General features: G+C 70.5%; 13 protein-coding genes and 1 pseudogene. 9 read left to right on the forward strand and 5 right to left on the reverse strand.

Features of this window, described 5'->3' with window-relative positions:
• Window positions 1–174: 174 nt before the first annotated feature.
• Together ACFWR9_RS32680 and ACFWR9_RS32685 are read right to left on the reverse strand one after the other, a co-directional pair.
• The gene (locus ACFWR9_RS32680; protein WP_383848438.1) at window positions 175–594 is read right to left on the reverse strand and encodes a transposase; all 420 of its coding nucleotides are present in this window, start codon (window positions 592–594) and stop codon (window positions 175–177) included.
• On the reverse strand, window positions 591–908 hold the full coding sequence (locus tag ACFWR9_RS32685; RefSeq protein WP_383848440.1) for a winged helix-turn-helix domain-containing protein: 318 nt from the start codon (window positions 906–908) through the stop codon (window positions 591–593). The genes ACFWR9_RS32680 and ACFWR9_RS32685 overlap by 4 nt, the downstream gene beginning before the upstream one ends.
• A gap of 363 nt (window positions 909–1,271) precedes the next feature.
• On the opposite strand from ACFWR9_RS32685, the pseudogene ACFWR9_RS32690 reads away from it, so the two are divergent.
• Together ACFWR9_RS32690 and ACFWR9_RS32695 are read left to right on the forward strand one after the other, a co-directional pair.
• A pseudogene (locus ACFWR9_RS32690) lies at window positions 1,272–1,415 on the forward strand (carminomycin 4-O-methyltransferase); the annotation flags it as partial.
• A gap of 49 nt (window positions 1,416–1,464) precedes the next feature.
• Window positions 1,465–1,605: a hypothetical protein gene (locus ACFWR9_RS32695; protein ID WP_383848442.1), complete on the forward strand. Its 141-nt coding sequence runs from the start codon at window positions 1,465–1,467 to the stop codon at window positions 1,603–1,605.
• Between the two features lie 99 nt (window positions 1,606–1,704).
• Here ACFWR9_RS32695 and ACFWR9_RS32700 read toward each other — a convergent pair whose 3' ends face one another.
• On the reverse strand, window positions 1,705–2,688 hold the full coding sequence (locus ACFWR9_RS32700) for a LuxR C-terminal-related transcriptional regulator (RefSeq protein ID WP_383848444.1): 984 nt from the start codon (window positions 2,686–2,688) through the stop codon (window positions 1,705–1,707).
• A 281-nt stretch (window positions 2,689–2,969) separates the two neighbouring features.
• Between ACFWR9_RS32700 and ACFWR9_RS32705 the strand changes: the two genes are divergently transcribed.
• Genes ACFWR9_RS32705 through ACFWR9_RS32715 form a run of 3 tightly spaced genes read left to right on the forward strand, consistent with a single transcriptional unit; the run spans window position 2,970 to window position 4,777 of the window.
• Complete coding sequence (locus ACFWR9_RS32705; protein ID WP_383848446.1) at window positions 2,970–3,137, forward strand: hypothetical protein; 168 nt, start codon at window positions 2,970–2,972, stop codon at window positions 3,135–3,137.
• A gap of 4 nt (window positions 3,138–3,141) precedes the next feature.
• Window positions 3,142–3,453 carry a hypothetical protein gene (locus tag ACFWR9_RS32710; protein ID WP_383848448.1) on the forward strand — a complete coding sequence of 104 codons (312 nt, stop codon included), beginning with the start codon at window positions 3,142–3,144 and terminating at the stop codon, window positions 3,451–3,453.
• 34 nt (window positions 3,454–3,487) lie between these two features.
• Window positions 3,488–4,777 (forward strand): LuxR C-terminal-related transcriptional regulator, encoded by a 1,290-nt coding sequence (locus ACFWR9_RS32715; protein WP_383848451.1) that lies wholly within the window; start codon window positions 3,488–3,490, stop codon window positions 4,775–4,777.
• A gap of 40 nt (window positions 4,778–4,817) precedes the next feature.
• On the opposite strand, the gene ACFWR9_RS32720 is transcribed toward ACFWR9_RS32715, so the two are convergent.
• Entirely contained in the window at window positions 4,818–6,161 is a 1,344-nt protein-coding gene (locus tag ACFWR9_RS32720) for an FAD-binding oxidoreductase (RefSeq protein WP_383848454.1), read from the reverse strand.
• Window positions 6,158–6,658 carry a type II 3-dehydroquinate dehydratase gene (locus ACFWR9_RS32725; RefSeq protein ID WP_383848456.1) on the reverse strand — a complete coding sequence of 167 codons (501 nt, stop codon included), beginning with the start codon at window positions 6,656–6,658 and terminating at the stop codon, window positions 6,158–6,160. Before ACFWR9_RS32725 ends, ACFWR9_RS32720 begins: the two co-directional genes overlap by 4 nt.
• Window positions 6,659–6,956: 298 nt before the next feature.
• Between ACFWR9_RS32725 and ACFWR9_RS32730 the strand changes: the two genes are divergently transcribed.
• Genes ACFWR9_RS32730 through ACFWR9_RS32745 form a run of 4 tightly spaced genes read left to right on the forward strand, consistent with a single transcriptional unit; the run spans window position 6,957 to window position 11,007 of the window.
• Window positions 6,957–7,733, forward strand: a complete 777-nt coding sequence (locus ACFWR9_RS32730; RefSeq protein ID WP_383848459.1) for a thioesterase II family protein — start codon at window positions 6,957–6,959, stop codon at window positions 7,731–7,733.
• A gap of 5 nt (window positions 7,734–7,738) precedes the next feature.
• Window positions 7,739–8,809, forward strand: a complete 1,071-nt coding sequence (locus tag ACFWR9_RS32735; RefSeq protein WP_383848471.1) for a 3-dehydroquinate synthase family protein — start codon at window positions 7,739–7,741, stop codon at window positions 8,807–8,809.
• A 60-nt stretch (window positions 8,810–8,869) separates the two neighbouring features.
• Complete coding sequence (locus ACFWR9_RS32740; protein WP_383848462.1) at window positions 8,870–10,498, forward strand: bifunctional 3-(3-hydroxy-phenyl)propionate/3-hydroxycinnamic acid hydroxylase; 1,629 nt, start codon at window positions 8,870–8,872, stop codon at window positions 10,496–10,498.
• A 44-nt stretch (window positions 10,499–10,542) separates the two neighbouring features.
• Window positions 10,543–11,007, forward strand: coding sequence for a nuclear transport factor 2 family protein (locus ACFWR9_RS32745; protein ID WP_383848464.1), 465 nt, complete (start codon window positions 10,543–10,545; stop codon window positions 11,005–11,007).
• Window positions 11,008–11,078 lie beyond the last annotated feature (71 nt).

An 11,078-nucleotide genomic window follows, 5' to 3' on the forward strand; every position in this document is an offset into this window, starting at 1 on the left:
TTCGGGCCGCGGTGCGGCCAAATTACCGCCGGCGAAGACCGCCGCCCCGGCACCCCGGTGGGGGTTTATTCTGTCCTTGCGAGCGTGTGGCGAGCCCGCGCCGCTACTGAGGCTTTCTGTTCGGGGTGACGTCATGGCGGCCTCGTGATCAGTCCTGTCTCGGCGATGAACCCGTCAAGCAGGCCGGGTTGAGATCTGGACGGTAGGGGGGAAGCGGAAGACCGTCAGCCATGGCCGTTTCCCGATCAGCTCGCGCATGGTGGCGTCGACGTGATGGCTGTAGTTGTCCCACACCAGCACGATGTAGCCGCCGAGCTGCTGGTGTGCGGCATCCAGTAACGCGGCGAAGTCCCGCTCCCGAAAACCCTTCTTCTCACCGTTGCGACCGTGGTGGACCAGCATCCGAAACACCAGCCGGGTGCGCTGACCGGCCTTGCGGCAGACCAGGCCCGCCAGAGAGACGCGGCCAGAACCGGCCGCCCTCACCGGGACCAGCGGCGGACGGCCGCGGCGGGACCAGGTGCACGCCTTCGGAGGCCGCAGCAGCTGCCCTGCCTCGTCCGCGAAACACAGCCAGGCGTCCTGGTCCCTCACCGTCTTTCCACCCGCGGCCACTTCTCCTTGATCCACGTGGTCACGGCCTCCTCGTCGCGTTCGGCAGCCCGCCGCACCGGCACCTGCACCGAAAAGCCCATCTGCCGCAGGATGCGCCAGGTCTGTGCCGGGCTGAAACGCACGTGGAAGTGCCGGGCGATCACGATGGCCACCCGGGCCAGCGTCCAGCGCTGATCCTCGCTCCAGCCGTGCGCGGCCGGCCCCTTCTCCAGCTCGGCCGCCAGCCAGGCCCGCCACTCCGGCTTCATCCGCGACGGAAGCCCGGACGGTCCCTTGGACCGCAGTTCGTCCACACCGCCGTCCCGCCAGCGGGCATACCAGGCATAGGCGGACTTCCGCGAGACCGCAACCGCCGCGCGACCTGCGGCGGCGACAACCCTTGCGCAAATAACTCGGCAGCCTCGAACCGCCCTTGCTCCCGACGGGCCCGCTGCTTCGCGGTCAGGCCACCCCCATCGGGATACCGCATCCCCCAGGGATACACCCACCAGCGAGATCACCGTCACCCTGGGCCGAAAACCTCAGTAGTGACCTGGTTTTGAGGTCGGGGGCCCCACGTGAGGCGGCCGTCGATGATTTAGTGGGCACTCCTCGTTCGCGGTCTGCGGCTGTCGCGTGCATGACGTAGTTGGCGAGGTCGCTGCAGTTTCTTCGAGCCCCTGCCGGCCGGCGCCGACACGTACCTCCTCGTGCACGCCCTCCCCAACTGGCCGACCGGCGAGGCGGCGAAGATCCTGCGGGGCTGCGCCGAGGCGGCCGGTGGCTCCGGCATAGTGCTCGTCGTGGACCAGGTCATCAATCTCGAAGGGGCACCCGACGCCGTTCGTCAGCACGCAGCGCGACCTCTGCATGCTGATCATGGTCGGCGGTCAGGAACGCACCGCCGCGGAGTTCGAGGCGCTCGGAGAGGACGCCGGCCTACGGTTCGTCTCGGTGACGTCGCTGGGTCCGGACGGCAACTCCCTGCTGGAGTTCGAGAGTCGGAACTAGTCTGCTCAGTGCGGTGACGAGGTCACAGCCGTCGGCTGTGACCTCGTCGCGTTCCTGGGGGAGCCGGCGATGAGGGGGCGCCGTTCACCCGGGCGGCTGTTACAGCCAGGAGCGCTGAGCCGCCTTGAGGCCGGCTTCGAACCGGCTGGTCGCACCGAGGCGTTGCATGATGGACGCCATCTGCCGGCGGACTGTGCGGACCGAGATCCCGAGGCGCTGGCCCGCGGCCTCGTCGGTCAGACCGGACGCCAACAGGCGCAGCAGCTGGCGCTCGGCCGGGTTGAGGCCCGTCTCGGGGTCGCGGCGGACGCACGCGCCGAGGGGCTCCGCGAGCGACCAGGACTGCTCGAACAGGGTCACCAGGGAGACGACTATGCCGGGTTCCGTGACATAGAGCGCGCCCTTGCGGCTGTCCGACGGGTCGAGCGGGAGCAGGGCATGGCTGCGGTCGGTGATGACCATGCGCTGCGGTATCACCGGGGCCGTACGGACCTCGCCGCCGTGCTCCACAAGCCAGTCGGCGTGCTCGACGGTGGCGGCGTCGTTGCGTACGCAGTCCTGGTAAAGCGTGCGGAAGGTGACCCCGCGGGCCAGCGCCTCGGCGTTGGGCTGCCGGCTGGCGAGCAGATCCTCGGCGCGCTGGGCGCGGCCGGGGTGCACGCCCATGCACTCCTCGGTCATGGTGCGGCCCATGATCTCGAGGCGGCTCTGGATCGCGTCCAGGCCGAGGAGCCGTTCCCCGTGGGCTCCCTGTGTCCGGTCGCCCTCGGCGTGAGCTGCGAAAAGCTCGGTGACGACGGCGCGCGAGGCCGCCAGCTCCGCCTGTCTTCGGGCCAGCTCCGCCTCCTGTTGGCGGAGTATGTTCGCGAGGCCGATCTGCGGGCTGACGGCGCGCAGATCGCCGGGGTGGTCACGGGACATGCGGACGAGCATCAGCTCACCGAGTTCGTCCAGAGCGGCCCGTACTTGATTTTCCGTCAGTAACGTTGCAACTGACAACTCCGCGACGCCCGAGTCGGGCTGTTCAAGCATGACCCGGTAGACGGAGCCGGCCTCCACGGACAACCCAAGTGTCTCGAGCACCCTGGTGTTTCCCCCTTGACTGTGAAGCCCCCTGAGGGGGTCTCCTGCGCTGAGGATCATGGCAGTAGGGACTGAATGATTCAAGGTCAGGTGGTATGTGCCGGGTGGGGCGGGGTTGCCGTCCGGCAGCAAGCTGTCAGACCTGATGATGTCGCCCGATGCGGCTTCCCTAGGCGCCCGGTGGCGTTCAGAGTGGGTCTCGGGCCGAGCGGCGCGAACCGCCGGGACACGGCTTAGCAATTTGCAAGCTTATTACCTTCACTTGAGTAAGGGTTTCCCTCATGGCCTTCTTGCCTCGTTTCGCCCTCTCCGTCGCCGCCTGCGTCGCCGCCCTCACCGCACTCCTCGCCGCTCAGCCGAGCGCGGGGACGCCGGGTGAGCGGGTTCGGGCCGCGAGCGACATGGGCGTCACGGTCGTTCAGACTCAGAACGACCTGTCCTGGGGCTGACGCCGTGCATGCCGTCTACGCCGCCCTGATCGCCCTGCCCGGGGTGGTCGTCGGACCGGACGACGCGAACGAACTGGCCGACAGCCTGTGGGCGCACGCCACACAGGAGGACAGCCTGGAACACGTCGTGGTCCGTGCGCAGACGGCAGACCGCGTCGATCTCCTCCTGTTCCTCCGGGAGGGATCGCACCCCGACCCCGTGCGCCAGGCAGCCGACTTGATCCGAGGGTGCTACCGCGCTTCGGGAACCCTGCCGTTGAAATACGCGGCCCCCGGCGAGCCCGGCCTCGACGGGCCGTGGGCCGACGCCAGTTGAAAGGCTCGACCGAGAAGTGGGCTCTGATCGTTTCATGGAAGCAACCGCAGTGATCGACCGATGCGCCGCGTTTCCTTCGCCCTGCGCGTCGGGGGCATGTGACACGGCGCGCCTGCTGACCCTGTCCGACGAGGCCTGGCGCGACGGCCGGCTCGAGGACGGCATCACCCTCGCGGGCAACGCCACACGCATCGAGTGCGACGCGCCCACCGACGAGTGCGCGTTCCACGCCCATATGAAGCTGGCGCTGCTCCTTTCCCAGATACGCGGGTTCGACCAGGCGTGGGAGACCCTCGACGCCGTCGGCGCCGTGGGGGAGGGCGGGCGGAAGTTCGCCGTCTCCGTGCTGGTCAGGGCGCAGGTGACCGCGGCCTCCGGGGACCTCGCGAAGGCCGTGGAGCTCGCCAGGGCCGGTCTGGGCGCCGCGGAGGACGCCGGCCTGCGGGCGTGGATCCCGGTGGGCCACTTCGTCCTCGCCTCGGCCGCGCTGCGCCAAGGAGAGCTGGCGACCGCGATCCGCTACGCACGCCAGCTCCAGGAAGACGCCGTGTTCGGCCGCGAGATGCTGCCTGCGGGACAGTCGGCATGGGCCGTGGTCCAGGTCGCCGAGGCCGACCGGGGCCGGGAGAAGACCGCGCGGCTCGCCGCCGAACTCCTCCTCTCGGGATCGATCACCCGCCAGCTGTTCATCGCCGAACCGGCCGCCGCCCCCTGGCTCGTACGCCTCGTGCTGAGCGCGGGCGACACGGCGCTCGCCGCCGAAGGCGTCCGCACGGCCACCCGGCTCGCGGAGCGCAACCCCGGGGTGCACTCGGTCGCCTCGGCCGCGCTGCACGCCGCCGGACTCCTGGAGGACGACGTCGCCAAACTGCGCAAGGCCGCGGAACTGCACGTCGATCCCTGGGCCCGGGCCTCGGCGCTCGAAGACCTTGCGGTCGTCCTCGCCCGTACGGAAGCCGGCCGCTCCGAGGCCGCGGCGACGTACGAGGAGGCCATGCGGATCTACCTCGACGCGGGCTCCCTGCGGGACTCCTCGCGCATCAGGAGCAGGCTGCGCTCGATCAACGCCAACCCGAACCCCCGCGACCCCGGCCGGCCGCGCAGCGGCGTGCGGAGCCTGACGGACACCGAGTACGCCGTCGCCAAGCTCGCCGCACAGGGATTCACCAACGGCCAGGCCGCCGACCAGCTGTTCCTGTCCCGGCACACCGTCGCCTTCCACCTGCGCAAGATCTTCCGCAAGGTCGGCGTGTGCTCGCGCGTCGAACTCGCCCGGGAATGGAGCCTCCTGGACGTCGACGGCGCGGCCGGCGACGGAATATGACATGGCGTCACGCCCCCTCGCCGACCGGACCCTCACCCGGTCAGGCCCGTGCGGCGGGAGCGGGCTTCACGTTGGGATTGCGCGAGAAGACGTTCTCCGGGTCGTAGGCGCGCTTCACGGCCCGCAGCCGCGTGTACGTCGCCGGCGGATACGCGGCGGCCATGTCCTCCTCGTCCGCCTCGCTGAGGAAGTTGCTGTACGCACCCCGTACGTACGGGGCGAGCGACTCCCAGAACGCGGCGAGCGCCGGAGCGGCCGCGAGGTTCTCCTCCCGTGTCCCCATGTTGATCGTGTTCATCAGCACCTCGGAGCCCCGGTGCGCGAAGGCCGTGGCATCCTCCGGCACACGGTTCACGGCGCCACCGAGACTGCGGAACTCGAGGAACAGCGTGCGGAAGGCACGCGCCCCCTCAAGGGCCGCGTCGACCAACGCGTCGCCGCACTCGGGAACGAACCGGCTGCGCACCGTCGGCTCCCAGCCCGGGGGCAGCCCGCCGGACGGCGCAAGCACCTGCGGGACCGGCACGAGGTCGACGGTCTTGCTCTCGACGGTGCCGAGCGCGAGGAGCGGTGCGATCGCCTCGTCGCCGTCCTCCCCCGCGTAACAGAAGATCACCGTGATCGGGGCCGGGGCGTCGCCGCGCGTGGGGAACAGCGTCACATGGGACATCAGCGCGTCGGGCGCGACCCGCATGTGCCGCGCCCAGCCCTTGAGCACCTGCGCGGCCTCGGCGCCGGGGTAGACGGCCTTGCCGTACTGGACGCGGGCCAGCGGGCGCGCGGTGATCTCGAAGGACGTCACGATCCCGAAGTTGCCGCCGCCGCCGCGCAGCGCCCAGAACAGCTCCGGGTTCTCCTCGGCGCTCGCCCGCAGGACGCGCCCGTCGGCGGTGACCAGCTCGGTGGCGGTCATGTTGTCGAGGGCCAGGCCGTCGGCGCGGGCCGTCCAGCCGATGCCGCCGCCGAGCAGCAGCCCGCCGACACCCACCGACGCCGTGTCCCCCGAGGAGAACGCCAGGCCGTGCCCTGCAAGGAACGCGGCGACCTCGCTCCACACCGCGCCCGGGGCGACGCGCACCCGGTGCCGCTCGGCGTCGAGGAGCTCGACCGCGTTCATTGGCGACAGGTCGATGACGAGACCGCCCCGGCTGGTGCCGAAACCGGCCAGGCTGTGCCTGCCGCTGCGGACCGAGACCTCGAGATCCCGTTCGCGCGCGAACAGGATCGCCCTGCGGACGTCGTCCGTGTCGTGGCAGCGCACGATGGCCGCCGGCTCGCCCTTGCGTGAGAACACGTGGCGGAGCTCTTCGTACGACGCGTCGCCGGGCAGGACGACCTCGCCGGCGAGGTCCTCGGCCAGTGCGGTGAACGGCTCGTGGTTCATGAGCTCCGCTCCATGTACGGGGTGGGTGCGGTATGACCGGGGTGCGCGGTGTGCTGTACGGGCACGGGTGTCAGGTGCATCAGCGCCCTGGCGGCCAGCCGGTAGCCATACGCGCCGAGACCGACCACCACACCGGCGGCCAGCGGCGCGATCACCGACTCGTGGCGGAACTGTTCGCGCGCCCACACGTTGCTGAGGTGCACCTCGATCCACGGCTGTGGGTACGCGGCGAGCGCGTCACGCAGACTCCAGCCGGCGATCATCAGGGCACCCGGATTGACGATGGCGCCCACGGTGCTCGCCCGGTGCTCGTGCACCGCCCGGACCAGGTCGCCCTCGGAATCGTGCTGCACCGAATGGACCTTCCAGCCGCGCTCCGCAAGCTCGTCGCCAACGGCGGCCGCGATGTCCGCCAGGGTGTCCGTGCCGTACACCTCAGGTTCGCGTTCACCGAGAATGCCGAGATTGGGACCATTCAGAAGAAGAATTGCGCTCAAGGGCCACCTCTTGTATCGGAATAGCGCAGTGCGACGAAGAGCGCGCCAAGCCGCCTGTGCCGCATACGCACGTACGCGCAATCCTGCGCGCCGCGCCGCGCGTTTGACATCGCACAGGTTGACAGTGATGTCCTGCCCCGCCCGGTGGGACTGTCAGGCTGAGGGATACCGAGCGGACAACGCGCTCGCTAATGTCCGAACGTCGCCAGAAGAACGTCCGGGCACGGGCGGACCACCCGAATTCAGCGCCCGATTCACGGTCCGTTCCCCGCCTGTCGAAAAAGGAGAGTCGTCGGTCATGACGCAAGCGTCCATACGCGAGGATCTGTGGGTTCGCCGCTACCATTCGGCGCCCGACAGCCCGATGCGTCTGGTGTGCCTGCCGCACGCGGGCGGCTCGTCGACCTTCTACTTCCCGGTCTCCAAGGCGCTGTCGCCCGCCGTCGAGGTGCTCGCGATCCAGTACCCCGGTCGCCAGGACCGCCTCGCCGAGCCGGGCATCGAGTCCCTGACGGAGCTGGCGGACCGCATCTTCGACGAGCTCCAGCGGTTCATGGACGGGCCGATCGCCCTCTTCGGCCACAGCATGGGCGCGATCCTCGCCCACGAACTGGCCCTGCGGATGCGGAGCGCGGGGCTGCCCGACCCAGTACGTCTCTTCCTGTCCGGCCGGCGCGCTCCCTCCTGCCGCCGCGAGGAGGACATGCGGCTGCGCTCGGACGCGGGCATCCTGGACGAACTCAAGGCCCTGCACGGCACGGACGAGTCCATGCTGAACGACCCCGACGTCCTCGACATGATCATGCCGTCGATCCGTAGCGACTACCGTGCCGTCGAGACCTACCAGTTGGCGTCCGGCGCACTGCTGAGCTGTCCCGTCACCGTGCTGACCGGTGACGACGACCCGCGGGTCGCGCCGGCGGAGGCGGATCTGTGGCGCGAGTACACCACCGGCGAGACGGACGTCCATGTCTTCCCCGGCGGCCACTTCTTCCTCGCCGACCGCGCCGCGGAGGTCGTCTCCCTGATCGCTGGCCAGCTGGCGGAGAACGCCCCCACCGCCGTGGCGGGTTGAGCGCCGTGTCCCAGAGCGCCGCGTCCCCGAGCGCCGTGCCCCGGAGTGCCGCCGCGACGTCACGGCGGATCGACGTCGAGCTCGGCGAGCGCTCCTACGCCGTGCACATCGGGCCGGGCGTACGCGTGCTCCTCGCCGACGAGGTGGCCGCCACCGACGCGCGCCGGGCCGTGGTCGTGACCGCGCGCGGCCTCGAGGCCGTGCCCGATCCCGGTGTCCCCCACCACATGGTGGAGGTCGCCGACGGGGAGGAGCACAAGAACCTGGCCTCCGTCGAGGGGCTCTGTCGGTCGTTCGCCGACGCCGGGCTGACCAGGGACGACATCGTCGTCTCCTGTGGCGGCGGCACCACCACCGACATGGTCGGCCTCGCCGCGTCCCTGTACCACCGGGGCACGCCGGTCATCCATCTGCCGACGTCACTCCTCGCACAGGTGGACGCCAGCATCGGCGGCAAGACGGGCGTCAACCTGCCCACGGGCAAGAACCTCGTCGGCGCCTACTGGCAGCCGAGAGCGGTGCTCTGCGACACCGACTACCTCGACACCCTGCCTGCGCGCGAACGGCTCAACGGCTACGGGGAGATCGCCCGCTGCCACTTCATCGGCGCCGGAGACCTGCGGCGGCTGCCGCTGCACGAACAGATCGCCGCCAGTGTGGCCCGCAAGGCCGAGGTGGTCGCCGCCGACGAACGCGACACCGGCCTGCGCCACATCCTCAACTACGGCCACACGCTCGGGCACGCCCTGGAAAGGGCGACCGACTTCGCGCTGCGGCACGGCGAAGCCGTCGCCGTCGGAACGGTGTTCGCCGGACGGCTCGCGGGAGCGCTGGGGCGCATCGACCGGGAACGTGTCGCCGAACACCTGGAGGTCGTCGCCCACTACGGCCTGCCGACCCGCCTGCCGGAAGCGGTGGACGTCGGAGAACTCGTCGAACTGATGCGACGGGACAAGAAGGCGACCTCCGGACTGGCCTTCGTCCTGGACGGAGCGGCCGGAGCGGAACTGGTCCGTGACGTCGACGAGGCGACCGTCATGGACTGCCTCCGCGCGATGCCCCGCGACGGACGCTGACCCGCGCCACCTCTTCCTGTCCTGTTCCCCTTTTCTTCTACGCTGCGGAGGATCGCCGGCATGCTCACGGACACCGACACGGATACCGACGTCGTCGTCGTCGGATACGGGCCGGTCGGCGGGGTGCTGGCCATCCTGCTCGCCCAGCGCGGCCTGCGGGTGACCGTGCTCGAACAGCGCGCGCGGCCCTACCTCCTCCCGCGCGCCACCAGCTTCGACGGTGAGACCGCCCGGCTCATCGCCGGCACCGGAATCGGCCCGCAGATCGGCGAGTTCACCGAACCGGCCGACGGCTACCGCTGGCAGAACGCGGCCGGGCAGGCCCTCCTCGAAATCGACTTCGCGGCTGTCGGCCCGTACGGCTGGCCCGACGCCAACACCATGCACCAGCCGACCCTCGAAGCCCGCCTCGCCACCCGACTGTCCACCCTCCCCGGCGTGGACATCCGACGCGGGGAGCAGGTCGTCGGGCTCGCCGACGACGGCGACCACGTCGAGGTGACCAGCACCGCCCTCGACGGCGCGACGCGCACCCTCACCGCCCGCTGGGTGGTCGGCTGTGACGGCGCCCGCAGCTTCGTGCGCGAGGCGCTCGGCGTCCCCGTCACCGACCTCGGCTTCTCCTACGACTGGCTCCTCTGCGACGTCGAACTCGCCGAGCCCCGCACCTTCACCCCCAGCAACACGCAGATCTGCGACCCGGCCCGCCCGACGACCCTGGTCGCCAGCGGCCCGGGCCACCGCCGCTGGGAGTTCATGCGCCTGCCCGGCGAGAGCAACGCCGAACTGGAACGGCCCGAGACGGCGTGGCGTCTGCTCGCCCCCTTCGACGTCAGCCCGGCCAACGCGACGCTGCTGCGCACGGCCACGTACACCTTCCAGGCCCGCTGGGCGGACCAGTGGCGGGTCGGCAGGGTCCTGCTGGCCGGAGACGCCGCACACCTCATGCCGCCCTTCGCGGGCCAGGGCATGTGCTCGGGCATCCGGGACGTCGCCAACCTGGCGTGGAAGCTCGACCTCGTGCTGCGCGGCCTGGCCGACGCCTCCGTGCTCGACAGCTACACGGCGGAGCGCCGGAAGCAGGTGGAGGAGTCGATCCGCTCCTCGGTGAAGCTCGGCAAGGTCATCTGCGTGTCCGATCCGGGCGTCGCGGCCGACCGGGACGCCGCGATGCTCGCGAGGGCCTCGTCAGGTACGAACGCACGGTCCGAGCCGGCGCCGCCGCTCTCCCGCGGGCTGCTCTACCAGCGCTTCACCGGGGTGACCGAGCCGCCGGCGGGTGACGTCGTACCGCAAGGCCGGGTCCGGTACCAGGGCCGTACGGGCCTGTTCGACGAGGTGGTGGGGCGCGGCTTCGGCCTGCTCACCACCGAGGATCCGCTCGCCGCCCTCGGCGCGGAACGGCTCGCCTTCCTGGTGGGCCTCGGCGCTCATGTGGTCCGTCTCGTGTCGCCGTCCGATGGCGACGGCGTCGGCGATGTCGACGGTGCCGCCGATGCGGTGGTCGACCTTGACGGCATGTACCTCCCGTATCTGGAGTCCTGCGACGGTACGACCCTGCTGGTCCGGCCCGACCACCACGTCTTCGGGGCCGCGAAGGGGGCCGTGGAGGCGGCGATCCTCGTCGACGACCTGCGGGCCCAGCTCACGGGGGCTACGCGGGCCCCCCGGTCCCGGCTCGGGATCTGAACTCCCTTCCTTCCTTCTCTCCTTCTTCCTCGTGGAGGTACCCCATGTCCGAGACGCCCACCGCACGCGAAGTGTTCCTCCGGGTGATCGACGGTGTCCCCAAGCTGGTCGCGGGCGACGCCTCCCAGGCCGACGCGCTCGCCGCGCTCTACGCCGAGGAGACCCGCGTGGAGCACCCGATGGCGCCGGTCGGCGACACCCCGCTGCTGACCCGGGAATCCCTGCGCAAGCACTTCGCCGAAGGTCCCGGCAAGTCCGCTGCGGCCGGTCTGCGCGACTACCGCGCGGAGGACGTCGTCATCCACGAGTCGACCGACCCCGAGGTGGTCGTCGCCGAGTTCACCTACCGCGGCACCATCAACGGCAAGGACCTCGTCCTGCCGTGCGTGTACGTCCTGCGGGTCCGCGACGGGCTGATCATCGAGTCGCGCAACTACACCAACCACCTTGAGGGCTCCAGGCTCTTCGGCCGCCTCGACCAGCTCTTCGCCGCCCTGAAGCAGCTCTGAGCCGACCAGGGACACGATGAAGGCCTGGCTCTAATAGACATCTCCGAGCCATCGAGACGTTAAGCAAACGC

Origin of the sequence: Streptomyces sp. NPDC058534, from assembly GCF_042717365.1 — a bacterium.
GTDB lineage: Bacteria > Actinomycetota > Actinomycetes > Streptomycetales > Streptomycetaceae > Streptomyces.